We start from the raw sequence: 24,268 nt of genomic DNA on the forward strand, positions 1-24,268 counted from the left end.
CATGTGTGTCGGGCGGATGGAACCCGAGCTGAGGACATGCAGCCGTAGCGCACAGGCCGTGTCTTCAGCGCGGTGGCTACACCGCGAACCGACCGTGTTTGGAGCATTGTATGGACGACCGTCATTCCTCTCCCCACGAGAGGGTGCTGGCCTACCTCCGAGAGGGGGACCAGCTCATTCCTCCGACCTGGGGCAGAGAAGACGAGGGTGAGGCGCTGTACCGGGCACTTTCCGACCTCGCGAACAGCGCGGGCACAGATGATCCCGAAACCGACGGCACCTACGACCCCTCCTACGACTCACCGATTGCCTGGTACGAGTCCGGGCAGGGAACCGACCGAGACCGACCGGCGGTGTACCGGTGAAAGAACGCCGCCCCTCCCGCCGGAATTACTTAGCGATCGGGCCTCAGAACGCGATCGCCTCATGGCTCATTGCTCTCCGCGTACCTCTGTGGCGGCTACTACTGGCCCACGTCTGCATGCCTTGCGGCCCTGTACGGGGGTGGCCGCAAGACATCGAGCAGTGCGCAGAGGCACAGGCATAGGCGGACGAAGAACTGAGCGGGCGCAGCAGCCCCATGGGGGAGGCTGCTGCGCCAACCAGTCCATTACGCGCACGAGCTGGACGACAGCGGGATTCATGAGCGGCACCGCCCCGTCCCGCACTGCCCCGCCCCTGGCTATTTCTTGAAGCTCTTGGCCCATTTGCGGACTTGGAAAGCACCCATCGCGAGAATCACCAGTCCGAAGCAGAGCCACATGACGGAAGCCAAGGCCGCCCCGACACCGACCTCGCGGAAGCGCATGTCGCTGCCCAGCCAGGTCTCGACCACGTCCAGCTTCTCACCGGCCGGATAGTCGTCCGCGTTCTCCAGCCTTCCGTGCCACCCGTCGTCGACGACCCCACCGCGAGGGACGAACACCCCACCGCACTCGTAGTCGGAATTCTTCCTGCTGGGGTTGGTGTCGGTGCAGTAGTCGACCGTGAAGGTGCCCCGTGTGCCCACCAGACCAGTTGCCTGCGCACCGTGGACAGCGCTGACGAGGACCGCGTCGGCACCGGCAAAGGCGATCACCAGACCGAGCAGCAGCCCGGTAACCCGCCATCCCCGTGCCGGCTTCGGCTTCTTCTGCTGACTTCTGTCCCCGCTCGCCTCACGCGATATCGCACTGCCCACCCGAGCACCCTAGAGCCACACTCCACCGCTCCACTCCCCCGGGGACACAGCCGTGCGGGCGAGCGATCAGCCAACTGGCAGGCCGGCGTGCCGAGAGCTCATACCTCAAGTCCGCCTGTCGAGGTCCCCTACCGGTATTCAACCGGGCACACGGGGAACGCGCCGTCGCGACGGGACAGTTGTGCGGCGTCGACCCGTCAAGGGCCCGTGGCCACGGCTGGGATCATGAATGCATGCCCGAGGATGAGAACCCGCTGTCAGTCCTGTGGCCGCTCGCGCCCTCCGGTAGCACCGACTGGTTGCTGGAGCTGTGCGGCGACGGCCTGACCGGGTTCATGCCGTCCGGGCCGCTCGACGGAGCGTTCGGCGGGTACCGCCGCCCCCGTCGCCGACCGCGGCAGGCTGTCGTCGGGGCGGGGCAGCGGATCTCCCGGGTGCGTTCCGCTCGCCGAGTGCGGTTCGCGGGCGGCCGTCGATGAGCGGGTCAGGTACGCGTCTCCGCCAGGCGGTCGGTGACCCAGTGATGGAAGGCGCCGATGTGGTGCTCGCTGGGCACCAGCACGCCGCCGGCGCGGTAGGCGCGGGAGCTCATGGCGGGCTGGGTGCGTTCGCAGGCGTCGAAGTCCTGGGCGTTGACGCGGTGGAAGAGCTCGACGGACTTGGAGAGGTCGGCACCGGAGTCGACGACCTCGGGCAGATACAGCCAGTCGCATTCGACGACGGTGCGGTCGGGGGCCATGGGGAACATCCGGTGGACGATGACGTGGTCCGGGACGAGGTTGACGAACACCTGCGGCCGGACGGTGATCGCGTAGTAGCGGCGGTCCTGGGTGTCCTCGATGCCGGGGAGCCGGCCGAAGCCCTCGGTGCCGTCCACGGTGAATCCGGTGGCCTCCTCGGAGAACGCCGCGCCGTGGCCGACGTAGTACTGGGCGGCGAAGCCGTCGGCGAACTCCGGGAGGACTTCGGTGAGTTCGGGGTGGATGGTGCCGCAGTGGTAGCACTCCATGAAGTTCTCGATGATGAGCTTCCAGTTGGCGCGCACGTCATAGGTGAGGCGCTTGCCCAGGGCGAGCCCTTCGGTGCGGTAGCGGTCGAGGCAGGCGGCGTCGCCCAGCCGCTCGACGGCCGCGCCGATCACGGTGTCCTCGAAGGACGGCGGATCGTCGGCCAGGCACACCCAGGCGTAGCCGAGCCATTCGCGGAGGGGGACGGTGACCAGACCGCGTTCGGTGCGGTCGATGTCCGGCATCTTCTGCAGGTTGGGGGCGGCCACCAGCCGGCCGTCGAGGTCGTAGGTCCAGGCGTGGTAGGGGCACTGGAGGTTGCGGCGGACCTCGCCGGACTCCTCGGTGCACAGTTGCGCGCCGCGGTGCCGGCAGATGTTGAGGAAGGCACGCAGTTCGCCGGCCCGGTTACGCGTGATCAGCACGCTCTCCCGGCCGATCCGGACCGTACGGAAGGCGCCGGGCTTTCCCAGGTCGGCGCTGCGGACCGCGCAGAACCACAGCCGTTCGAAGATCTTCTCCTGCTCCTGCCGGAAGATGTCGGGGTCGGTGTAGTAGCGGCCGGCGAGGGTGGAGATCAGGCTCGGAGAGGCCGCGGACGGGGCGGCGGCCGGCGAGGGCTCGGTGTGGGTGGTCGTCATGGCGGTCTCCTCAAGCGGCCGCGGCGGCGGGCCGACGGGGGTCGAACAGCTCGATGGGGTGCGCGGTGGCCCCGGTCAGCGCGAGATCCGTGACGATCTCGCCGACCACGGGGAGGAACTTGAAGCCGTGTCCGGAGAAACCGCAGGCTACGGTCACGGTCTCCGGAGAGCCGGGTGCCGGGTGAGCACGCAGTGCTCGTCGGGAATGTGGGAGTACCTGCGGGTGGCGGCCTTGCCGGCCGGATGCGCCCCCGCATCGTGGGCCACGGCGCTGCCCGTGCCGCCGAGGCCGAAGCCGAAGCCCAGGCCGAGGACGATGACGTCGTAGGGGGGAGCCATGCGGTTGCTCCTTCTGCGGACGGGGGGGGCGGGCGGTTCACCGGTGGATCATGGAGGACCAGCGGGCCACCGGTGGCTCACGGGGCCGCTACCTGCGGATACGTTCCATCTGCGGGTCGAAGAGGGGCTCTTGGGCGACGGTCGCGGGGATCTTCTCTCCGAAGTACTCGATGTGGACGGCGGTGCCGGGGACCGCCGCGGCGGCCGGCAGCCAGGCGTAGGCGACGCACCGGCCGAGGCTGTAGCCGTAGGCGGCGGAGGTGACGTAGCCGGCCGGTACGCCGTCGACATGGACGGGTTCCTTGCCGAGGACGACGGCCGAGGGGTCGTCGAGGGTGAGGCAGCTGAGCCTGCGCGCCACGGTCTCCTCGCTGTGGCCCTCCAGTGCTTCGCGGCCGATGAAGTCGCCCTTGGCGGGGCGGACGGCGAACCCGACACCGGCCTCGTACGGGTGGTGCTCGGTGGTCATGTCATGGCCCCAGGCGCGGTAACCCTTCTCCAGCCGGAGGCTGTTGAAGGCGCTGCGCCCGGCGGCGATCACCCCGAGCTCCCGGCCCGCTTCCCAGAGCGTGTCCCACAGGCGCAGTCCCAGGTCGGCGGTGGTGTACAGCTCCCAGCCGAGCTCGCCGACGTAGCTGAGGCGCATCGCGGTGACCGGGACATGGCCGAGGTAGGTCTGCTTCGCCCTGAAGTAGCCGAAGGCCTGGTGGGAGAAATCGTCGCGGGTGAGCGGCTGGACCAGGTCGCGGGCGAGCGGGCCCCAAACGCCGATGCAGCAGGTGCCGGAGGTGATGTCGCGGACCTGTACTCCCCCACTCTCGGCTTCGCTCGAGCGGGAGGGGCCCCCATCCGCGGCGTGCCGCAGCAGCCAGTCGAGGTCGGCTCCGCTGTTGGCGCCGACCTGGAAGCGGTCCGGAGCGAGCCGGGCGACGGTGAGGTCGGAGCGGATGCCGCCGGTCTCGTCCAGGAGCAGGGTGTAGGTGACCGCGCCCGGCTTCTTCGCGAGGTTGTTGCTGGTCATCCGCTGGAGGAAGGCGAGGGAACCGGGCCCGGTGACCTCCAGCCTGCGCAGCGGGGTCATGTCGTACAGGGCGACCTTCTCGCGGGTGGCCCTGGCCTCGGCGGCGGCGATCGGCGACCAGTAGCGGGCGGACCAGGCGTCGCGCTCGGGGAGGGCGAGCCCCTCGGTGAGCGGGGCGTTGGCCTCGTACCAGTGCGGGCGCTCCCAGCCGCCGCCCTCCAGGAAGTACGCGCCGAGCTCCTGCTGGCGCGGGTAGAAGGGGCTGGTGCGCAGGGGGCGCGGCTGCTCCATGGGCTGGAGCGGGTGGATGACGTCATAGACCTCGACGAAGCTCTGGGCGCCGCGGTCGGCGACATAGGCGGGCGAGCGCTGGGCGTCCTCGAAGCGGTAGAGGTCGCATTCGTGGATGTCGACGGCGGGCCTGCCGTCCGTCATCCACTCGGCGACGGCCTTGGCGACGCCCGCGGAGTGGGTGACCCAGACCGCCTCGGCGAGCCAGAAGCCGCGCAGTTCACGGGATTCACCGAGGACCGGCATCCCGTCGGGGGTGAAGGAGAAGACGCCGTTGAAGCCCTCGGCCACCCGCGAGGCGCCCAGCGCGGGCAGCAGTCCGACGCTGTCCTGCCAGCTCGGGGCGAAGTCGTCCTCGGTGAAGGGCAGCGAGGACGGCATCACGGGTGCTTCGTCGAAGGCGGGGACGGCGAAGGGGTCGACGGGCATCGGACGGTGGGCGTAGGAGCCGATGCCGAGCCGGTCGGTGTGCTCGCGGAAGTAGAGGTCGCGGTCCTGGAAGCGCAGGATCGGCTTGCTCGCCTCGTTCCCCGGCCTCCCGGTTTCGCCCTGGCAGGGGGTGCCCCCAGGGGAATCATCGACGCCGCTGAGTTCGGGCAGCGGATCGGTGGTGGCGTACTGGTGGGCCAGCGGCAGCAGCGGTACGTCCACCCCGGCCATCGCGCCGATCACCGGGCCCCAGAAGCCGGCGGCCGAGACGACGTGGTCGGCGGGGAAGGTGCCGCGGTCGGTGGCGACGCCGGTGACGCGGCCGTCCTCCCGTTCGATGCCGGTGACGGTGTGCCGCTCCAGGAAGCGGGCGCCGCGGCTCTCGGCGCGGGCGATCTGGGCGCGGCAGGCGAGCACCGCGCGGGCCAGGCCGTCGTCGGGGGTGTGGAAACCGCCGTAGAGCTTGGTCACATCCAGCATGGGCCACAGGCGAAGGCACTGCTGCGGGGAGAGCAGTTCACCGCGGATACCCCAGGAGGCGGCGAGTCCGGCCTTGCGGTGCAGATCGGCCCAGCGGGCCTCGGTGGTGGCGATCTCCAGGCCGCCGACCGGGTGGAAGCAGGACTGCCCGTCCACTTCCAGGGCGCCGAACTTCTCGACGGTGTAGGCGGCGAACTCGGTCATGGTCTTGGACGGACCGGTCTGGAAGACCAGGCCGGGGGCGTGCGAGGTGGAGCCGCCGGGGGCCGGCAGCGGGCCCTGTTCGAGGACGGTGACCTCGGTCCAGCCACGGGCGGTCAGCTCGTCGGCGAGTGAGCAGCCGACGATGCCGGCACCGATGACAACCACACGGGAACGGTGTGCGGGCGTGCGGGACATGACCCTCCTCCTGCTGGTCGGGGTGGTCGGCGGTGGGCGGGAGGCCGTTACAGGACCACGACGGAGCGCAGTACGCGGCCGTCGCGCATCTTGTCGAACGCGGACTCCACCTCGTCCAGGGCGATCGTCTCGGTGACGAATCCGTCGAGGTCGAGCCGTCCGCTGAGGTAGCGGTCGATGAGGACGGGGAAGTCGCGGCTGGGCAGGCAGTCGCCGTACCAGGACGACTTGAGGGCCCCGCCGCGCGAGAAGAGGTCGATCAGCGGCAGGTCGATCCGCATGTCCGGGTCGGGCACGCCGACCTGGACCAGCGTGCCGGCCAGATCACGCATGGAGAAGGCCTGCTGGTAGGTCTCCGGGCGGCCCACCGCGTCGATCACCACATCGGCGCCGTGCCCGCCGGTGAGCGCGCGGACCGCCTCGACCGGGTCCGTACCGCGGGAGTTGACGGTGTCGGTGGCGCCGAAGCGGGTGGCGCCGTCCAGCTTCCGGTCGTCGATGTCGACCGCGATGACCCGGCGGGCCCCGGCGATCGACGCGCCGGCGATGGCCGCATTGCCCACCCCGCCGCAGCCGATGACGGCGACGGTGTCCCCGCTGCCCACCCCGCCGGTGTGCACGGCCGCGCCGTACCCCGCCATCACCCCGCAGCCGATGAGACCGGCGGCCTCGGGGCGGGCGTTGGGGTCGACCTTGACCGCCTGTCCGGCGGCGACCAGGGTCTTCTCGGCGAAGGCGCCGATGCCCAGCGCCGCGGTCAGCTCCGTACCGTCCAGCATCGTCATCGGCCGGGCGGCGTTGCGGGAGTCGAAGCAGTACCAGGGGCGTCCGCGGCGGCAGGACCGGCAGTTGCCGCAGGGCGCGCGCCAGGCGAGGACGACGTAGTCACCGGGGGCGAGACCGGTGACACCGGGACCGACCTCCTCGATGACGCCGGCCGCTTCATGGCCGAGCAGGAAGGGGAATGCGTCGTCGATCGCGCCGTCCCGGTAGTGCAGATCGGTGTGGCAGACACCGCAGGCCTGTACGGCGACGAGCACTTCTCCCGGGCCGGGATCGGGCACCAGGATGGTCTGCAGCTCGACCGGTGCGCCTTGTTTCGCCGCGACGACGGCATGGACTTCGTGTGGCATGCCCTACCCCTCAGTGTTGCGCACTGCACGACTCGTTGCGCGATGAGAGACATAGTGGGAACGCCGGATCGGCAGCGTCAAGGGGTACGGGCCAGCTCTCGGTAAAGGACTTGCGTCGCCCCTGGACACAGCCGCGGGGCCGGAGAAATCCGCTCCGGCCCCGCACCCGTTCCCGCCACCGCCCCGCCCCCCTCACCAGCTCAACAGGCGTGCCCCATCCGCCGCGACAGCTCCTCGGCGGCGGAAACCGTGGCCTTGACGACCTCGGGCAGCCGCTCGTCGTCCAGCCGGTACGCGGGCACCGACACGCTGAGCGCCCCGATCACCGAGCCGTCGCGCCCGCGCACCGGCGCCGCGACCGCGCGCAGCCCGCGCTCCAGCTCCTCGACCGCGACCGCGAAACCCCGCTCGGCCACCTCGGCGAGCTCACGGCGCAGCGCGGCGGCCGAGGTGAGCGTCCGCTCGGTCAGCCGCGGCAACTTCCGTGCCAGCACAGCTTGTTGGGCGGCGGCGGGCTGATGGGCGAGCAGCGCCTTGCCGCTGGAGGTGGCATGCAGCGGCGTCCGCCGGCCGAGCCAGTTCTGCGCGGTGACCGACGCCGGACCGCGCACCTGCATGACGTTGACCGCGGCATCGCCCTCCAACACCGCGATGTTGACCGTCTCCCCCAGCTCCTCGGCCAGCCGCCGGCAGACCACCGCGCCTTCCTGCGAGATGTCCAGCCGGACGACCGCCGCGCCGGCCAGCCGCAGCACCCCCGCCCCGAGGAAGTACGTGCCGCGCTCGGGCTCCTGTCCGACCAGCCCGCGGTTCTCCAGCACGCCCAGCAGCCGGAACGCGGTCGACTTGTGGACCCCCAGCTCCTCGGCGATCCCGGCCACCCCGGTCTCGCCGCGCCGCGCCAGGATCTCCAGTACGGTCACGGCCCGGTCCACCGACTGCACGGCGCTGCCCGGCCTTCCGGCCGGCCCGCCCGCCGCCCCGCCCTCCACGCTGTCCGTCATCTGCTGGAGCTCACCACCTGGCAGCCCGGCCGCGGCTCGGGCGTCGAAGGGAACGGCAATTCCGGGGACCGCTTGACGCATCCGTCCGGCATCGGGATTCTGTTGCGCATAGCGCTTCATCGTGCGCACCGCGAAACTCGATGATACCGAACAGTAACAGGGGGGTCCTGTGATTCCTGTCTGCCCTCTCGCCGATCTGCCGCCCGGCGAGTCCGTACGCATCGACACCGCACCTCCGATCGCCGTCTTCCACACCGACGGGCAGCTGTACGCGATCGACGACACCTGCACCCACCAGGACGCCTCGCTGTCGGACGGCTGGCTGGAAGGGTGCCTGGTCGAATGCCCGCTGCACGCCGCCGCCTTCGACCTCCGCACCGGTACGGCCACCTGCCTGCCCGCCCGCCGGGCCGTGCGCACCCACCCCGTGACCGTCCAGGACGGCATGATCTACGTCCATCACGCCGCCGAGGAGGGCACCGCCGCATGAAGTCGGTCGCTGTCATCGGGGCCTCGCTGGCAGGCCTGTACGCCGCGCGGTCCCTGCGTTCCCAGGGGTTCGACGGCCGCCTGGTGATCGTCGGGGACGAGTGCCACGGCCCCTACGACCGGCCCCCGCTGTCCAAGGACTTCCTCACCGGCACCACCGACCCGGGCCAACTCGCCCTGGCCGACGCCGAGGAGATCGCCGAACTCGACGCCGAATGGCTGCTGGGCACCCGGGCCACCGGGCTCAACACCGGCGCACGCACGGTGCTGCTCGACGGCGGCCGGTCCCTGACCACCGACGGCGTGGTCCTCGCCACCGGCGCCGCCCCGCGCCTGCTCCCCGGACCGGTGCCCGCCGGGGTCCACACCCTGCGCACCCTCGACGACGCCCAGGCGCTCCGTGCGGATCTGGCGCCGGCCCCGGTCCGGGTCGTGGTGATCGGCGGCGGCTTCATCGGCGCCGAGGTCGCCTCGTCCTGCGCCGCCCTCGGCCATGACGTCACCGTGGTCGAGGCCGCGCCGCTCCCCCTCGTCCCCCAACTCGGCCACGCCATGGCCGAGGTCTGCGCCGCCCTGCATGCGGACCACGGCGTCACGCTGCTCACCGGAACCGGTGTCGCCCGGCTGCACAGCGAGGGCGACGGCCGGCGCGTCACCGGCGTCGAGCTGACCGATGGCCGCCTGCTCCCCGCCGACGTGGTCGTCGTCGGCATCGGGGTACGCCCCCGCACCGCCTGGCTCACGGACTCCGGACTGCCGCTCGACGACGGTGTGCTCTGCGACGCGGGCTGCGTCACCCCGCTGCCCGCCGTCGTGGCCGTCGGCGACGTCGCCAGGGTGGACGGTGCCCGTGCCGAGCACTGGACCAGCGCCACCGAACAGGCCGCCGTGGCGGCGCGGAACCTGCTGGCCGGCAGCACCGTCGCGACCCACCGGAGCCTGCCGTACTTCTGGTCCGACCAGTACGGCGTCCGCATCCAGTTCGCGGGCCACCGGCTGCCCACCGACACCCCGCGCATCCTCGAAGGCTCCCCCGACGACCGCAGCTTCCTCGCCTGTTACGAACGGGACGGGCGCACCACCGCGGTGCTCGCCCTCAACCGGCCGCGCCCCTTCATGCGGCTCCGCCGCGAACTCGCCCGCGCCGCCCTGTCGGCCACCACCTGACCTCCGCCCGGGAAGGCGCCCCCGGGGCCCAGGGCCTCGCGGGGCGGCGGATCACCCGGGCCGTACGGGGGCCCGCTCGCGCAGGACGGCCTCCACGGCTGCGGCGTCGTCCGGCGTGATGAACGGACGGACGAAGCGGCCGAGATCGAGGATCAGCGCGTCCTTCTTCGAGAACCGCCGGGGGTCCAGACTCGCCCAGTAGCGCGGGTGGGCGGTCCCCCAGATCCGGGCCCGACCGCTGAGGGCACCGATCTCCAGCCGCCGGACCGCGCGGACCGAGGCGTAGCGGACGGTCTTCGTGCCCCACGGGAAGTAGTAGCCGCGGATCCGCAGCGCATCGGACGTGCACTCGATCCAGCGGTCCCGATAGAGGGTTTCTGCCATCGTCCACCTCAGCCGTTCGCACCGTCGCGGGTCACGAGCACCGCTCGCGCTTCCGTCATGGCCCTTCCCGCCCCGGGAAGGTCGCCCACCGCTCTCCCGAGCTTACGGACGAGCGCCGCGGGCCGGGCGCGGTCATCCGGACCATGACGGGATCTTGGCGATCGCCGGTCAGACCGCCTTCAGTTGAGCGGCGGCGGCATCGACGGTCTGGGTGAGCAGGGTGGCGATGGTCATCGGGCCGACGCCGCCGGGGACCGGGGTGATCAGCGAGGCACGGGTGCAGGCCGAGTCGAAGTCCACGTCACCGATGTTGCCGGGGTGGGAGCCCGCGTCGATCACCACGGCCCCGGGCTTGATGTGCTCGTCGCGCAGGAACCGTGGCCTGCCGACGGCGGCGACCAGTACATCGGCGTCCTTGGTGATCGATGCGAGGTCGGTGGTGCGGGAGTGGCAGTAGGTGACGGTGGCGTTGCGGCCGAGCAGCAGCATCCCGACGGGCCTGCCGAGGATCGCGCTGCGGCCGACCACGACGGCGTGCTTGCCGGCCAGGTCGACGTCGTAGTGGTCCAGGAGGCGGAGGATGCCGCCCGGTGTGCAGGAGGCGAACCCGTCCAGGCCGAAGCTCATCGCGGCGAACGAGTGGCAGGTGACGCCGTCGACGTCCTTCTCGGGGGCGATGGCCTCGAAGGCGGCGCGCTCGTCGATCTGCGGGCCGGCCGGGTGCTGGAGCAGGATCCCGTGGACGTCGGGGTCGTGCGACAGTGCGGTGATCGTGTCGACCAGCTCCGCGGTCGTGGTGGCGGCGGGGAGCGCGAGGTGCCGGGAGCGGATCCCGGCCTTCTCGCACCGCGCGCGCTTCATGCGGACGTACGTCGCGGAGGCGGGGTCGTCGCCCACGAGAACGGTCGCCAGACACGGGGACGTTCCGGTCTGCCGGGTGAGGGCCGCCGCGCGTTCCGCGGCCTGTTCGACGATGCGGCGGGCCAGTTCCCTGCCGTCCATGAGGCGGGCGGTCGAGGTCATGGTGTACTCCTGAGCGGTCGCGTCGGATCGCCCAGGCGCGCGGCAGAGGCCAGGAGTGGCCGAGCCGCTCCCCGGTGGTACTCCACCCAAGCGCCAGTCACGGCCCGGCGCCCACTGTAATCGACGCCCCGAGGGCCCGGGAGGCGGTACCGGGCAGCTGGTCGACCGCGTGCGCCGCACACCTCGACTTCCGGGCGGGGCGGGCGCTTCGGGGGACCGGCTCCTCACACACCCCCTTGACCCGGAGCGGAGAGCGGCGGTGTGGGGGAGGTGGTGGCTTCCCACTGGCTGAGGATGCCGTCCCAGTCGTGCTGGGCGGCGGTGATGGCATTGGCATCCCAGGTGGCATGGGAAGGCTGTTGATACTGCTGGTGCTGCGGATGCTGCAAATGCTGTGGGTGCGGCAGGTGTTGCTGTTGCTGCAGGTATTGCTGGTGCTGGTGCTGGTGCTGTGAATGCTCCTCGTACACCCGGTACTCCTGATACTCCTGCTGATCGGGGTAGTTCTGGTACGGGTGCTGCTTCCAGGGCTCTGGCTCGTAAGGCTCGCGCAGGGGCTGTGACGGTCGTTCGCGCCAGGCCGTATGGGCGCTCTCCGACTGGGGGGAGGGCGGGAGATTGGCCAGCCGGCGATGCCGTCCCGTGCGGTCCGGTGCGGGTGCCGGGGCCGGCCGGCTCTCGGCGGCGAGTTGTTGTGCGCGTGCCACAAGCAGCCGGACATCGAGCCCGAGTTCGGTGGCGAGCGCGGTGAGGTCGACTCCGCTGTGCCAACTGCTCATCAGGACCGCGTCCAGTGCGGGCGCCCACGCGGGCTCGCTTGCCTGTGGGGCGGAAGGGACGGACGCGGTGACCGGCGCCGCCGCCGGGCCCCCGGGATGCGTCGTCGGGTGCGCCGCGGGGTGTTGCGCCGTGGGGTGTTGGGCTGTGGGGTGTTGCGCCGTGGGGTGTTGGGCCGCGGGAGGCGTCGTGGCGTGTGCCGCAGGAGGCGTGGGGGTCTGCTGGGCGGGGGGCTGCTCGCGCGTGGTCTGGGCGAGTAGGCTCTTGGCGACCGCGCGGGCGTCCTCCTTGCCCACCGTGCGGCGGGCCAGGCGCACTTCGCGCTCGTCCAGGCCCAGCAGCTCGGCCACGACCGCGTCGCTGCCCACGGTCACGGCGAAGGCGGCCAGGGTCCGCGAACGGCGGGCCTCGGCCTCGTCGAGGAGTCCCTGCGTACGGCGGACCTCGTCATCGCTGCTGCAAAACGCCTGTGCGAGTACGGCATGGCGCTCCCACAACTCCCTCGGTTCCATGACTGCGACAACGTTTCTTCGTCCGGATTGGACCGCTTCCCAGCTATAGATCACTGCATAAGGTGATATTCGAGAGAGATACGCCCTGGCCTCCACGGCGGAAGTAGGGACGGCTGCAAAAATACGCAGTGACTCCAAGGCGGAAGAATCGTTTCTACGGCCATGAGCGACCCCTCTTCCGGCACCGTCGCAGGCCACGGACGGACCCCCCTCCCCCGCCCCGGGCGCATGCCGCGGTGGATCACCTCGGACATCATCCGGCAGACACCGGTGTTCGCCGGGCTGGTGAAGCAGTGGACGGAGCGTGCCGCCACCGTGCCCGGGGTTGCCGATCCGGAGTGGCAGCGGCTGGTCTCCTACCGCGCGCTGATGGAGGAGACCGAGACCGCCCTGACGGCCCTGCGGCCCCATCGCGCGCCCGATGTGCTGCCGTCGAGGAAGCAGGTCCCCGCGGCCCGCACCGCCCGTCTGGACGCCTGAACCCGCTGGGCGCCCGGGGCCCGTCGCGCGGGCCTGATACGGGGCCCGGGCCGGAGTACCGTTGGATTTGTCGAGGATGTCCCGCTGCCCGGCCCCTGGCCGGCAGCGGCTTTGACCAGCGACGGAGCCCGGGTGAGCGCGACGGATGACACGGACTTCAGCCCGATCGGGGTGATCGGGCGGGTGACCGTCTCCATCCCGACCGACGGACCGGGCGAGGTGCTGCTGCCCGTACGCGGCGGAACCGAGGCCTTCGCCGCCTGGTCCCGCGAGCCCATCGCCCGCCATACCCAGGTCATCGTGGTGGACCACACCTCGGCGCGGTCGGTGATCGTCGCGCCGCTGCCCGGGTGACCGGGCCGTCCCGAAGACCGCGGCCGGCCGGGCCCTTCCTTTCCCACGGCCGTCCCCGCCCACCGACCGGGGCCGGCCGCAACGGACCAGGAGCCTTGCGATGTTGTTCTGGCATGTTCCCGCGCCGAACGAGGCGCTGTTGATCTCCGGCTCGAAGCGCCGGACCGGGGACGCCCAATTCCGTATCGTCACGGGCCATGGCTGCTGGGTCATGCCCGTCAAGCAGAAGGCGAGCGTGCTGGCGCTGTCGCTGCGGGAGGCGGAGATCTCCGAGGACTGCGTCACGCAGCAGGGCATCCGGATCGGGGTCCGGGCGGTCGCCGTCTTCAAGGTCGGGGACGACCAGACCTCGATCGCCAACGCCGCGCGCCGCTTCCTGGACGAGCAGGCCACCATGGAAGAACTGGTGGGCCGGATCTTCGCCGGTCACCTGCGCTCGATCGTCGGCGGGCTGACCGTCGAGCAGATCATCCGGGAACGGGACCGGGTCGCCCAGGAGGTCAAGGACGGCAGCCACTCCGAGATGGAGAAGCTCGGCATCGTCGTCGACGCGCTGCAGATCCAGGAGATCGCCGACACCTCCGGCTACATCACCAACCTCGCCGCCCCGCACGCCGCGGCGGTCGCCAGCGCGGCCCGGATCGCGCAGGCGAAGGCCGACCAGGAAGCCACCGAGCGGGAACAGCAGGCGGCGGCGCTCAAGGCCGAGTACGAGCGGGACACCGCGATCAAGCGGGCCGGCTTTCTCGCCGAGACGGAGCAGTACCAGGCCCGTGCCGCACAGGCCGGCCCGTTGTCGCAGGCCAGGGCCTCGCAGGAGGTCATCGAGGAACAGACCGCGCTGGCCCAGCGGCAGGCCTCGCTCGCCGCGCAGCGGCTGGAGGGCGAGGTGCGCCGGCCCGCGGACGCCGAGGCCTACCGGCTGCGCACCCTGGCGGAGGCCCAGCGGGACCAGGTCCGCTTCGAGGCGGATGCCCGCGCCTACAGCGAGCGGGCGGTCGCCCAGGCACGGGCCGATGCGAACACGGCCGTCGCGGGCTCGCTGCGGGACGGCAACCAGGAGCTGATCGCCGCCAACCGCACCATCGAGAACCTTCCCGCCCTCGCCAAGGCGGCGGCCGAGGGCCTCTCGGGTTCCCGGCTGACCGTCCTCAACGGCACCGACGGGATCAATGAGATCGCCTCCGGCATCGTCGGCGAGGGGCTGGCCATTCTCGACAGCCTCAAGAACGGGACCGGCACATCCGGTTCCGCTCCCCCGCTCGCCGACGGGACGGGGCCCCTGCCGCAGAAGGTGACGAATCTGAAGCGGGACGGCGCGGGATCCGGCTCCTCCTGACCGGTCCGTGCCCCCGCCCGAGCAGCGGCGGGGCAGGGAACCCGACGGGCCCCGCGGGCTGCCGGACACGGAGCGTGTCCGGCGGCCCTGCGGGGCCCGGTCGGCTGGGCGTGTGTCCCCTCCCGGGGGTTCCGCAGGTCAGGCGGCGGCCTTTTCGGATGCCGCGCGCCGGCGGGTCAGGACGAGGTGGGCGATGACCCCGAAGAGCAGTCCCCAGAAGGCGGATCCGATGCCGAAGAGGGTGACGCCGGAGGCGGTGGCGAGGAAGGTGATCAGGGCCGCCTCGCGGTCCCTCTCCTCCTTCACCGCACCGGTCAGGCCGCCGGCCAGGGCACCGAGCAGCGCGACTCCGGCGACCGCCGCCACGAGTTCCTTGGGCAGACCCGCGAAGAGCACCACCAGCGTCGAGCCGAACGCCCCGATGAGGAGGTAGAACGCTCCGCAGGAGACGCCCGCCACGTAGCGGCGCCCGTGGTCGCGGTGGGACTCGGGGCCGGTGCAGATCGCCGCCGTGATCGCCGCGAGGTTGATGGCGTGCGAGCCGAACGGGGCGAGCAGCGTGGAGACCAGGCCCGTCGAACCGATCAGCAGACGGTCCTTGGGCCGGTAGCCGGACGCGGTGAGCACCGCCATGCCCGGGGCGTTCTGCGAGGCGAGCGTCGCCAGGATCATCGGCACCGCGATGCCGATGAGGGAGGCGAGCGAGAAGTCCGGGGTCGTCAGGACCGGCTTGGCCAGCTCGATCCGGTCCAGATGGATGTCCAGCCGGGAGCCGGCCGCGCTGGCGACGACGCCCGCCGCCAGGGCGACGAGTACGGCGTACCGGGGCAGCCAGCGCTTGGCCAGGAGGTAGGCGACGAGCACCGAACCGGCAATGACCGGCGCGGTCTTGAGGGAGGTGAAGACTCCGGTGCCGAACGAGAACAGGATGCCGGCGAGCATGGCCGAGACGACGGCGGTGGGCACCTGCCGCATCAGCCACCCGAACACCCCGGTCAGACCGACCAGGGTGATCACCAGTCCGGTGATGAGGAAGGCGCCGATGGCCTCCGCGTAGGAGTACGCGCCCAGGCTCGTGACCAGCAGGGCCGCGCCCGGTGTCGACCATGCGGTGATCACCGGCATCTTGGTGCGCAGGCTCAGCGCGATGCAGGTCAGGCCGCTGCCGATGGAGATGGCCCAGACCCAGGAGCTGGTCTGGGCGGTGGAGAGGTGCCCGGCGGACGCCGCCGCGAGCACGATGACGAGCGGGCCCGAGTAGGACACGACGACGGCGACGAAGCCCGCCAGTACGGCGGACAGCGAGGCGTCGCGCAAGAGGCCGGGGCGGCGCTCCGGCCCCGCGGCCGGGGGCGCGTCGGCACCTTCCGGTGCCGCGGCGCCCGCCAGCGGGGAGGAGTCCGGCGGCGCGGCGTCGGGGTGGGGGGTGGGTGTCTTGGAACTCAACGGTTGTCCTTAGCGGCCTTTTCAAGGGCCTGTTCGAGGTCGGCGACGAGGTCTGTGGGGCTTTCCAGACCTATGGACAGGCGCAGCATGTCCTTCGGCGAGGTACTACCCGGCCCTTCGAAGGTGTAGCGGTGTTCGATCAGGCTCTCCACGCCGCCCAACGACGTGGCACGGATGAAGAGTTCGCAGTGGTTCGCGGTCCGCAGGGACTGCTCCCACGGGCCGTCGACGTGCAGGGAGAGCATGCCGCTGAATCCGTCGGTCATCTGGCGGGCGGCGATCTCGTGTCCGGGGTCGGTGGGCAGCCCCGGGTAGGCGACGCGGCGGATGAGGGGGTGGTCCGCGAAGTGCTCGGCCACTGCCTGCGCGGTGGCCGAGATCTGCCGCATACGGGGGAAGAGCGTGCGGATGCCGCGCATGAGGAGGTAGGTCTCCAGCGGGCCGAGTATCGGGCCGGTCAGCCGGCGGTGCAGTTGCAGCCGCTCCCAGATCGCGTCCCGGGCCTCCGTGCTCTCCGGCGCCTTGACGAGCAGTCCGGCGACGACATCCGTATGGCCGTTGAGGTACTTGGTGCCGGAGTGCATGATCAGGTCGGCGCCGAGCGCGAACGGCTTGGAGTGCACCGGGGTGGGGACGGTGTTGTCGACGCCGAAGAGGGCGCCGGCCCGGTGCGCGATCTCGGCGCACCCGGCGAGGTCGGTCACCGTCCAGGTGGGGTTCGCCGGGGACTCCGCCCATACGAGGGCGGTCGGGGCCGCGCTCACGGCGGCCGCCACCGCATCGAGGTCGTTCATGGGCGCCTGGACGACCTCCAGTCCGCGCGGGGCGCCGAACTCCCGCAGCCACTTGGTGAGTCCGAAGTACATGGTCTGCGGGACCACGACGCGCGCGCCGGCGGGCAGCACCTGGAAGACGGAGGTGGCGGCGGCCATCCCGGACGAGAAGACGAGCGCGTCCGAGCCGCCCTCCAGACCCGCCACGACGTTCTCGACCTGCTCGTACCCCGGCGTGCCCTGGTCCCGGAGGTAGGCCAGCCCGGCGGGCGAACGGTACTCCTCGTCGCGCGCGAAGGTCGCGCCCAGTCCGATCGGGGGCGGCACGGCGCCGGTGGTCGGGCAGCGCCAGCCGTCGCCCTGCGCGGCGCGCGTCTCGGGCCGGTACTCCTGCGTCCACGGGGTGAAGGTCTCGCTGTTGTTCATCGCTTCCTCGAAATCAGTGACGGCAGGGCAGTGCCCAGGGCGAGTTCCGCGTCCAGCAGTGCACGGGAGGGCACGCCGGGCGAGGGCACGTAGTGGTTGTAGTAGCTCGATCCCTCGGTGTGCGGGCCGAGGAGGAACAGGCGCGGCTGCGCGGTACCCGTTCGGTCGACGCCCTGACCCCGGCGGGTGACGTCGAGTCCGTGCACCGTTCCTCCGCGGTGGGCGAGGGTGCGCAGGCGGCCCGCGGCGACGAGCGTGCCGAGCAGGGACCCGGGCACCCGGTCGGCACCGGGCTCGGCCACATGCGCCTGCACGACGTGGTCGGCCTCCATCCGCAACGGCTGGGCCAGGCAGGTGGATTCCAGCCGCCACGGGCCCGCCCCGGCCGGGGCGACGACCTTCGGCCGGGGGCCGGGGCCGAGTCGGACGATCCCCGCGTCGATCAGGGAGAGCAGCTCCGCCGAGCGGTCGAGCTGGGGGCCGATCACCAGCCGGTTGACCGTCGGGGCGAACTCCCCGAAGAACGCGGCCAACGAGGCGTCGTCGACGCCCGGCGGGTCGATGACCGCCCGTAGGACGTCGCGGTGGTCGCGGAGGACCTCCAGGGCCTCCTTCAGCGGGCTCACGCCGAGGCCTTCCTCGGCCGCGGCCAGATCGCCGGCGACCTCGGCGCAGAACCAGTCGCGGTAGGCGTCGTGGTCCGTCCACTGGCGGTCCGAGAGGTCCGCGGACAGGATCTGGGGCACCGGACCGGGGCCGAACCGGGCACGCAGCTCCGCCAGCACGCTCTCGTGCCCCGCACGGGCGCAGCGCCTGGTGAGCTCCAGGCCCGCGCTCATGGCGTCGTCCGTCTCCCGGGCCAGCATCGTGCGGTAGTAGGCGAGTTCCATCTCGGCCTCGACCAGCGGCAGGACGTCGTCGGCGAAGTGGAGCCGTCCCTCCGTACGCCGGGCGCGCAGGGCGTCGAGACGGTCCGTGGTCAGCACCAGTGGAGCGAAGCGCACCCGTCCCGGGTGGAGGCGGGGGCGGCTGCGCGCGGGCAGTCCGGAGCGGTTGGTGAGCACGATCGACGGCTCCCTCCCGCTGGGGAGATAGCGCATGCCGTCCGCGCCCGTGGTGTGCGTGCCGCCGCGTCCGAGCGTCAGTGTGGCGATGACGTCCATGGCGGTCAGCCCCGTGCCGAGCACGGCCACGCGTTCGCCCGGTCCGATGCCGTCGAGCGCCTCGGGCAACGGGTAGGGGCGGGTGACCAGCCGCGGATCGGACGCGGGCGCCGGGGGCTGGTAGAGCGTGTGGTGCCCGACGGTGACGAAGACGGCGTCGGCGTCGATGCGGGTGCCGTCGGCGAGGACGACCGTCTCGGTGTTCGCCGCTCCGGGGAGGATGTCGAGGGCCGTCGTACGATGCCGGACCAGCGTGAGGCTCTCGGGTGCCGCGTCGGCGATCTGCTCCGCTGCCCAGACGAGGTAGGCGTGGAGGAGCCTGCGCGGCAGGAAGTCGTTCGGCCGGATCTCCCGGCCCTCTCCCGCGCGCACGGTGTAGCCGTCGTCCGCCAGCCGCAGGTCCCGCTGCCGGCACCACGCGTGGAGCGAAGGGCCGGAGACCGGGACGGGGCCGTCCACCATGTCCGCGTCGGCGAAGGCCGTCAGCTGGGCGCAGACGGTGTTGAGCAGGAGGTGGTCGGGCTGTCCGGGCAGGTGGAATCCGGCGCCGAAGGGCTGCGGGTCGATGAGGTGGACGGTGAGCGGGACGGGCCGTTCGAGGCAGTGCGCGACCAGTCGTTCGACGAGGCCCAGCCCGCGCGATCCGGCCCCCACGATGGCGAGGGAGCGGGGTATGTGGTTCACCACCGGCGGGTCTCCCCGAAGAAGTTGGGCACCTCGATGGCGGAGCCGTCCTTGCGGGCCTCGCCCAGGACGAATGCGCCGACCGCCAGGTCCAGCACGCCCAGGCCGAACGGCGAGAAGATCACCGGGCGGTCCGGGGAGAGCGTCACGTCGCCGTTCAGCACTCCGGCGAGGGTTCCGTTGACGAACTCGCGGGAGCCGGACAACTGCTCCGCGAGGTGGGGCGACGTCCGCGCCTTGAGGCAGTGGTCGATGTCGTCGAGGACGTTGTCCGCCGCGAGGATCACCTCGGGGGCCAGGTCGCGCAGGGAGATGTGGAGCACGAGCTGACCGGGCTTGAACGGCGTGCTGACGTAGGGCTCCAGCGCGGTCGTGGCGAAGACGACGGTGTCGGCCTGCAGCGCGGCATCGAGGTCGGCGGTGAACTCGGCGGGACAGTGCTGGGTGGTGCGCACATGCTCGGCCAGGGCCTGCCCGGAGGTCTCGTCGAGGTCGTGGACGAGGTACGAGTCCGGTACGCAGCCGGCGACGGCGAGGTAGTCGCAGATGTTGCGGGCGATGACGCCCCCGCCCACGACGGCGATCCGAGTGCCGGCGAAGCCGTCCGGGCGGAGCGTGGTGGCGGCGACGGCCGCGGAGGCGGCGGTGCGCGCCGAGCTGATGCTCGCGGCTTCCAGGCAGGCGATCGGGTAGCCGGTCTCGTAGTCGTTCAGCAGGAGGACGGCCGAGGCCCGCGGGGCCCCGATGCGGGTGTTGCCCGGGAAGCTCGCGATCCATTTGATGCCGGCGAGCTGGACGTCGGCGCCCAGGAAAGCGGGCAGCGCAATGATCCGGGAATCCGGCTTGTCCGGGAAGCGGAGGAAGTAGCTGTCCGGATTGATGGAATCTCCGGCCTCATGCGCCTGGTAGGCGCCGCGCACAATGCCGAGAACGTCCCCGCGTTTGCCGTCGAGGACATGGCGGACCGTTTCTCCGGCGACGATCTCGAAGTTGAACATAGAGCTTCCCCCCTTCTCAGGCCGGTGCCTGAGATATCTTGTGGCCGACTATGCCGGGCCAGCGTTCGGCCACCCATGCGTCGTTGTAGACGGTCTCCAGATAGCGATCTCCGAAGTCCGGTGAGATCGCCACCACGACACTGCCTTCCGGAATCTTCTTGGCCGCTTCCTGTACGGCACACAGCACCGTGCCCGTCGACCCGCCCAGGAGCAGTCCGCGTTCTTCGGCCAGCATCCGGCACATCTCGACGGAATCCGCCTCGGAAATCAGCACGACGTCGTCGATATTCCGTGTGTCCAGTATTTCCGGGCGCCTGCTCGTCCCCAGGCCGGGAAGGTGACGCCGGGCGGCCGGCCCGCCGAAGGTCACGGAGCCCTCGGCGTCCACCGCGATGATCCGGGTGACGGGGCTGTGCCGGCGGAGATACTCCGCGCAGCCCATCAGCGTGCCCGTCGTACCGGCCCCGATGAAGGCGTAGTCGATGTGGCCGATCTCCTCCAGGAGCGCACGGCCGGTGCGGTCCCGGTGCGCCCGCGGGCCGGCAGGGTTGGCGTACTGGTTCAGCCAGTGGAGCTCGGGATCACGGCGCAGCCGCTCGCCGATGTAGTCGATGCGCGATTGCAGATAGCCGCCCTGGGCGTCCCGGACGTCGATGACCACCACTTCGGCGCCGAGGACCCCCATCAGACGTCTGGACTGGGCGGTGGCGTTGGGGTCCGTGACACAGGTCAGTGGGTAGCCCTTCGCAGCGCACACCATCGCCAGGGCGACGCCGAGATTTCCCGACGTCGACTCGATCAGCCGGGTCCGCGGAAAACAACGGCCGGAGTCCTCGGCCGCCTCCACCAGCGCGACGGCAGTCTTGAGCTTTACCGAACCGGCAGGATTGAGACCTTCCAGTTTAAGGAAGACTGAACTCCCCGGAACCAGTTGGTCGAGCCGGATGAAGAGATCATCCAGCACGAGATCATAAACTTCTTCCGCTATCACCAGAATCCAAACCGTTGAAATTGGGCAGCGCAAAGCAACTGCACTCGCAAAAGCGAGGTACCCAAGGGCTTGTTGGTCGGCGCACGGGTCAGGCGCGCTACGCAGAAGGGACCCTTCCCCCCGTCCCCGTTGGTCGCAAATCCCCCATTCGCGATGCGACAGGGCAATCCTGCCACTTCGCAAGCCCCATGACAACGATTCACCTGAAACCAAAAAAGTTGAAGGGTGAAATGCGGGGGCGCTGCGGCGGAATGCATTCTTCCTTTTTGTCGGGCAGTCCGCCCGGGTTCACCGGGTCACCGGCGGAACGGCCCCGTCCGCCCCGAAGTTCAGCGGAATCCGCACGCGGCACGGCATGCGGAGGGCCCGGGATCACCATCCCGGGCCCACCGCGTGATCAGCCGACGAGGTCTAGAGGAGGCCGAGCAGCCCGAGGCCGAGCAGGCCGTCCCTGCCCAGCCCGTCCCTGCCCAGGCCGTCCTTGCCCAGACTGTCGCCGTCGCGCCCGAAGCCGTCGCGGTCGTAGCCGCTGTTACGGCCGAAATCGTCGCGGCGGTTGTCACGGCCGATGCCGTCGTAGCCGTCGTGGCCACCGTGCCCGAAGCGGCCGTGGTGGCGGCCGTGGTGCCGGTGGTGGTGTCGGTTGTGGTGCCGGTCGCCGTAGTGGCCCCTGTCGCAGTGGTGCGAGAAGCACTTGGGGCTCTGCGCGGCGTTGGGGACCGGGGTTGCGGCTGTGGCGGCGCCTGCCGTCGGCACCACCAGGGCAGCCGCGGCCAGGCCGGCCACCGCAAGGCCGCGAGGGATCGAACGGAGCATGTTTCCACCTTCACTCGACTCTGCAGAAAAAGAATATTCTCTGCAAAAGTGACAATAAGGGTGGTTCTGCCCATCGACTTGCGACCCGCCGCAGAGTCACTGGAACGCAGCACGCACGGCGACGGGCCGTGTCGCGCCCCTCCCCCTCCCGTTCACCGCGGAATCCGAGCGCGCCCCCCGCCGGTCCCGTCGACCCCATCGACCCCTTCGGCCTTCACGGCCTCCCCGAGCACCCCAGCCTTCCCGGCCTCCGCACCCTCGCCCGGCTCCCCCGCCTCGCCGGTCTGCGGCAGCCCCTCCAGCAGGCCCCCCAGGGCTCCCACCACGAGCCGGCACACCGTGTCGGGGTCGGCGCTTACCAGTGGCTCCTTGCCGACCACCACACGCATCAGGCCAATTCCCAGCAGCCACGACAGCGCCAGATCGCCCCGCAGGGAGCCGGTATCGGACTCGGAGAGCGTGGCGAGCACCGCCGCGTACTCCTCTCCCAGCCCCCGCAGCGCATCCGCGATCTCGTCGCTGCCGCCGATGGAGCGCAGGCACACCTCCAGCGAGCGGTCGGCGCCTTCCCTGCCGCCGGCCAGCATGCCGCGCAGGGCGACCTCGAACAGCCGCTCGGCCGGAGTGGTGCGCAGCTGCTCATGGCCGCCACGTGCCATCACCTCCCCGAACAGGGCTTTCTTCGAGCCGAAGTAACGGAACAACAGGGCCTGATTGACCCCGGCGCGGTCCGCGATGTCGCGGACCGTCGCCCGTTCGTAGCCACGCTCCGCGAACAGCCCCGACGCGGCGTCGAGCAACCGCAGGCGCGTGCCCTGTGCGTCCCGGCGGGATGCGCTCGCCGCGCCGTGCTGCGGGGTATCCGCCATCGCCAGCTCCTCTCGTTGGCCCGTCAGGATGACGGCCACAATGCATCGTTGACCGCCCCGAGGAGGGCGGCCTACCTTTTGTAAGCAGGTGCTTACACAAGGGAGGTCACCATGACCACAGCCGACACAGCACCCCTCTCCTACCCCTTCAATGTCGCCGAGAGCCTCGAGCTCTCCGAAGAGTACGAACAGGCCCGCAACCGCCCCGGGCTGCTGAAGGTGCGGATGACGTACGGCGAGCCGGCCTGGCTCGTGACCCGGTACGCCGAGGCCCGGTTCGTCCTCGGCGATCAGCGCTTCAGCCGCGCCGAGGGCGTCCGTCACGACGAGCCCCGCCAGTCCGAAGGCCGTCGCGACAGCGGCATCCTGGGCATGGACCCGCCCGATCACACCCGGCTGCGCACGCTGGTGGCCAAGGCGTTCACCGTCCGCCAGGTCGAGAAGCTCCGGCCGCAGGTCAAGCAGCTGGCGCACGAGATGCTCGACGAGCTGGCGGCGGCCGGTCCGCCCGCCGATCTCGTGGACCGCTACGCGCTGCCCATCCCCGTCGCGGTGATCTGCCGGCTGCTCGGGGTGCCGGCCGAGGACCGGCCGCGGTTCCGGGTGTGGAGCGACGCCGCGCTGTCGACGAGTTCCCTCACCGCGGAGCAGTTCGACGCCAATCAGGAAGAACTCCGCTCCTATATGCGGCAGTTGATCGAGGAGCATCGGCGGGCGCCCCAGGACGACCTGATGACGGCGCTCATCGACGCCAGGGATGTCAACGACCGGCTGTCCGAACTCGAACTCGTCGACCTGTGCGTCGGGATCCTGGTCGCCGGGCACGAGACCACCGCCACCCAGATCCCCAACTTCGTGCTCGCGCTGCTCGATCACCCGGGCCAGCTCGCCCTGCTGCGCGAACAGCCGGAGCTGATCGGCGGGGCCGTGGAGGAACTGCTGCGGTTCGTCCCGCTCGGCAGTGGTGCGAGCCAGCCCCGTTACGCGACGGAGGACGTCGAGGTCGGCGGGACCCTGGTACGGGCCGGCAGCCCGGTCCTGGTCGCGGTGGGCGCGGCCAACCGGGACGCACTGCGCTTCGATTCTCCGGGGACGCTGGACATCTCCCGGGGCGTGAACCAGCACCTCGGGTTCGGGCACGGGGTCCACCACTGCCTGGGCGCGCCGCTGGCCCGGCTGGAACTCCAGGAGGCGCTCCTCGCCCTGATCACCCGGTTCCCGGAACTGCGGCTGGCGGGCGATGTGGTGTGGAAGAGCGAGATGCTGGTGCGCGGTCCGCGGGTCATGCCGGTGGGGTGGTGACCCGATGACCTGGCAGGTGGAGATCGATCCCCGGCAGTGCATGGCCTCCGGCTCCTGCGCCGCCGTCGCGCCGGACCTCTTCGCCCTGGACGGCGAGCACGCCCGTCCGCTGACGGAGCGGATCGACGAGGACGAGCGGGCGTTGGACGCGGCCGATGTCTGTCCGGCCGGCGCCATCACCGTCCGGGACGGTGAGAACGTCGTCGGGCCCCGGCCCTAGGCGCGGCGGCAACGGCGGTACGGCAGCAACAGCGGTGGTAACGGCGGCGCGGGAAGCGACGGCGGTGACCGGCGGGGCGTGGCAGGAGCCACGCCCCGTTTCGCGTTCCCCCTTCCCGGTCCGCTCACGAT

24 protein-coding genes, 1 pseudogene and 1 riboswitch are annotated in these 24,268 nt (G+C 71.2%); of the genes and pseudogenes, 9 read left to right on the plus strand and 16 right to left on the minus strand.

All coding sequences use genetic code 11. From position 1 onward, the window contains the following. Positions 1 to 110: 110 nt before the first annotated feature. Positions 111 to 365, plus strand: a complete 255-nt coding sequence (locus Scani_RS20530) for a hypothetical protein (RefSeq protein WP_159478485.1) — start codon at positions 111 to 113, stop codon at positions 363 to 365. A 317-nt stretch (positions 366 to 682) separates the two neighbouring features. Here Scani_RS20530 and Scani_RS20535 read toward each other — a convergent pair whose 3' ends face one another. Then, positions 683 to 1,180, minus strand: coding sequence for a hypothetical protein (locus Scani_RS20535; RefSeq protein WP_159478487.1), 498 nt, complete (start codon positions 1,178 to 1,180; stop codon positions 683 to 685). Between the two features lie 233 nt (positions 1,181 to 1,413). Here Scani_RS20535 and Scani_RS20540 point away from each other — a divergent pair, with 233 nt between their 5' ends. After that, positions 1,414 to 1,659, plus strand: a complete 246-nt coding sequence (locus Scani_RS20540) for a hypothetical protein (RefSeq protein ID WP_159478489.1) — start codon at positions 1,414 to 1,416, stop codon at positions 1,657 to 1,659. 5 nt (positions 1,660 to 1,664) lie between these two features. Here the strand turns inward: Scani_RS20540 and Scani_RS20545 are convergent, their stop codons facing one another. The 5 genes and pseudogenes from Scani_RS20545 to Scani_RS20565 all read right to left on the minus strand — a co-directional run bounded on the left by Scani_RS20545 (position 1,665) and on the right by Scani_RS20565 (position 7,924). Continuing rightward, positions 1,665 to 2,828: an aromatic ring-hydroxylating oxygenase subunit alpha gene (locus Scani_RS20545; protein ID WP_159478491.1), complete on the minus strand. Its 1,164-nt coding sequence runs from the start codon at positions 2,826 to 2,828 to the stop codon at positions 1,665 to 1,667. Positions 2,829 to 2,838: 10 nt separating this feature from the next. Continuing rightward, a pseudogene (locus Scani_RS20550) lies at positions 2,839 to 3,062 on the minus strand (N-methyl-L-tryptophan oxidase); the annotation flags it as partial. Between the two features lie 193 nt (positions 3,063 to 3,255). Further along, the gene (locus Scani_RS20555; RefSeq protein WP_159478492.1) at positions 3,256 to 5,787 is read right to left on the minus strand and encodes a GcvT family protein; all 2,532 of its coding nucleotides are present in this window, start codon (positions 5,785 to 5,787) and stop codon (positions 3,256 to 3,258) included. Between the two features lie 47 nt (positions 5,788 to 5,834). Next, complete coding sequence (locus tag Scani_RS20560; RefSeq protein ID WP_159478494.1) at positions 5,835 to 6,920, minus strand: S-(hydroxymethyl)mycothiol dehydrogenase; 1,086 nt, start codon at positions 6,918 to 6,920, stop codon at positions 5,835 to 5,837. Positions 6,921 to 7,120: 200 nt separating this feature from the next. After that, entirely contained in the window at positions 7,121 to 7,924 is an 804-nt protein-coding gene (locus tag Scani_RS20565) for an IclR family transcriptional regulator (protein WP_174872815.1), read from the minus strand. 169 nt (positions 7,925 to 8,093) lie between these two features. Between Scani_RS20565 and Scani_RS20570 the strand changes: the two genes are divergently transcribed. Beyond that, positions 8,094 to 8,414, plus strand: a complete 321-nt coding sequence (locus Scani_RS20570; RefSeq protein ID WP_159478496.1) for a bifunctional 3-phenylpropionate/cinnamic acid dioxygenase ferredoxin subunit — start codon at positions 8,094 to 8,096, stop codon at positions 8,412 to 8,414. Beyond that, positions 8,411 to 9,580 (plus strand): NAD(P)/FAD-dependent oxidoreductase, encoded by a 1,170-nt coding sequence (locus Scani_RS20575; protein WP_159478498.1) that lies wholly within the window; start codon positions 8,411 to 8,413, stop codon positions 9,578 to 9,580. Before Scani_RS20570 ends, Scani_RS20575 begins: the two co-directional genes overlap by 4 nt. Before the next feature lie 51 nt (positions 9,581 to 9,631). Here Scani_RS20575 and Scani_RS20580 read toward each other — a convergent pair whose 3' ends face one another. The 3 genes from Scani_RS20580 to Scani_RS20590 form a co-directional block, all read right to left on the minus strand. Further along, the gene (locus tag Scani_RS20580; RefSeq protein WP_159478500.1) at positions 9,632 to 9,964 is read right to left on the minus strand and encodes a hypothetical protein; all 333 of its coding nucleotides are present in this window, start codon (positions 9,962 to 9,964) and stop codon (positions 9,632 to 9,634) included. 168 nt (positions 9,965 to 10,132) lie between these two features. Further along, positions 10,133 to 10,987 carry a bifunctional 5,10-methylenetetrahydrofolate dehydrogenase/5,10-methenyltetrahydrofolate cyclohydrolase gene (locus tag Scani_RS20585; protein WP_159478503.1) on the minus strand — a complete coding sequence of 285 codons (855 nt, stop codon included), beginning with the start codon at positions 10,985 to 10,987 and terminating at the stop codon, positions 10,133 to 10,135. 22 nt (positions 10,988 to 11,009) lie between these two features. Further along, positions 11,010 to 11,098: riboswitch (ZMP/ZTP riboswitch) on the minus strand. Between the two features lie 113 nt (positions 11,099 to 11,211). After that, positions 11,212 to 12,276 carry a hypothetical protein gene (locus Scani_RS20590; protein ID WP_159478506.1) on the minus strand — a complete coding sequence of 355 codons (1,065 nt, stop codon included), beginning with the start codon at positions 12,274 to 12,276 and terminating at the stop codon, positions 11,212 to 11,214. A 162-nt stretch (positions 12,277 to 12,438) separates the two neighbouring features. Between Scani_RS20590 and Scani_RS20595 the strand changes: the two genes are divergently transcribed. The 3 genes from Scani_RS20595 (at position 12,439) to Scani_RS20605 (ending at position 14,449) form a co-directional block, all read left to right on the plus strand. After that, the gene (locus Scani_RS20595) at positions 12,439 to 12,756 is read left to right on the plus strand and encodes a hypothetical protein (protein WP_159478508.1); all 318 of its coding nucleotides are present in this window, start codon (positions 12,439 to 12,441) and stop codon (positions 12,754 to 12,756) included. Positions 12,757 to 12,888: 132 nt separating this feature from the next. Beyond that, positions 12,889 to 13,110: an NfeD C-terminal domain-containing protein gene (locus Scani_RS20600; protein WP_159478511.1), complete on the plus strand. Its 222-nt coding sequence runs from the start codon at positions 12,889 to 12,891 to the stop codon at positions 13,108 to 13,110. Positions 13,111 to 13,210: 100 nt separating this feature from the next. Further along, the gene (locus Scani_RS20605) at positions 13,211 to 14,449 is read left to right on the plus strand and encodes an SPFH domain-containing protein (RefSeq protein WP_159478514.1); all 1,239 of its coding nucleotides are present in this window, start codon (positions 13,211 to 13,213) and stop codon (positions 14,447 to 14,449) included. A 138-nt stretch (positions 14,450 to 14,587) separates the two neighbouring features. Here the strand turns inward: Scani_RS20605 and Scani_RS20610 are convergent, their stop codons facing one another. The 7 genes from Scani_RS20610 to Scani_RS20640 all read right to left on the minus strand — a co-directional run bounded on the left by Scani_RS20610 (position 14,588) and on the right by Scani_RS20640 (position 22,615). Continuing rightward, positions 14,588 to 15,895 carry a benzoate/H(+) symporter BenE family transporter gene (locus Scani_RS20610; RefSeq protein WP_159478517.1) on the minus strand — a complete coding sequence of 436 codons (1,308 nt, stop codon included), beginning with the start codon at positions 15,893 to 15,895 and terminating at the stop codon, positions 14,588 to 14,590. Continuing rightward, complete coding sequence (locus tag Scani_RS20615; protein ID WP_159478520.1) at positions 15,892 to 17,094, minus strand: trans-sulfuration enzyme family protein; 1,203 nt, start codon at positions 17,092 to 17,094, stop codon at positions 15,892 to 15,894. The genes Scani_RS20610 and Scani_RS20615 overlap by 4 nt, the downstream gene beginning before the upstream one ends. After that, positions 17,091 to 18,941, minus strand: coding sequence for an FAD/NAD(P)-binding protein (locus tag Scani_RS20620; RefSeq protein ID WP_246296053.1), 1,851 nt, complete (start codon positions 18,939 to 18,941; stop codon positions 17,091 to 17,093). Before Scani_RS20620 ends, Scani_RS20615 begins: the two co-directional genes overlap by 4 nt. After that, entirely contained in the window at positions 18,938 to 19,939 is a 1,002-nt protein-coding gene (gene sbnB, locus Scani_RS20625; RefSeq protein WP_159478525.1) for a 2,3-diaminopropionate biosynthesis protein SbnB, read from the minus strand. Before sbnB ends, Scani_RS20620 begins: the two co-directional genes overlap by 4 nt. Before the next feature lie 16 nt (positions 19,940 to 19,955). Next, positions 19,956 to 20,903 carry a 2,3-diaminopropionate biosynthesis protein SbnA gene (gene sbnA, locus Scani_RS20630; protein WP_159478528.1) on the minus strand — a complete coding sequence of 316 codons (948 nt, stop codon included), beginning with the start codon at positions 20,901 to 20,903 and terminating at the stop codon, positions 19,956 to 19,958. 438 nt (positions 20,904 to 21,341) lie between these two features. After that, positions 21,342 to 21,746 carry a hypothetical protein gene (locus tag Scani_RS20635; RefSeq protein WP_159478531.1) on the minus strand — a complete coding sequence of 135 codons (405 nt, stop codon included), beginning with the start codon at positions 21,744 to 21,746 and terminating at the stop codon, positions 21,342 to 21,344. 152 nt (positions 21,747 to 21,898) lie between these two features. Next, entirely contained in the window at positions 21,899 to 22,615 is a 717-nt protein-coding gene (locus Scani_RS20640; RefSeq protein WP_246296054.1) for a TetR/AcrR family transcriptional regulator, read from the minus strand. A gap of 111 nt (positions 22,616 to 22,726) precedes the next feature. On the opposite strand from Scani_RS20640, the gene Scani_RS20645 reads away from it, so the two are divergent. Beyond that, entirely contained in the window at positions 22,727 to 23,917 is a 1,191-nt protein-coding gene (locus Scani_RS20645) for a cytochrome P450 (protein WP_159478534.1), read from the plus strand. A 4-nt stretch (positions 23,918 to 23,921) separates the two neighbouring features. After that, positions 23,922 to 24,137 (plus strand): ferredoxin, encoded by a 216-nt coding sequence (locus Scani_RS20650; RefSeq protein ID WP_159478537.1) that lies wholly within the window; start codon positions 23,922 to 23,924, stop codon positions 24,135 to 24,137. The last annotated feature ends 131 nt before the right edge of the window (positions 24,138 to 24,268 follow it).

Origin of the sequence: Streptomyces caniferus (assembly GCF_009811555.1) — a bacterium.
Lineage (GTDB): Bacteria > Actinomycetota > Actinomycetes > Streptomycetales > Streptomycetaceae > Streptomyces > Streptomyces caniferus.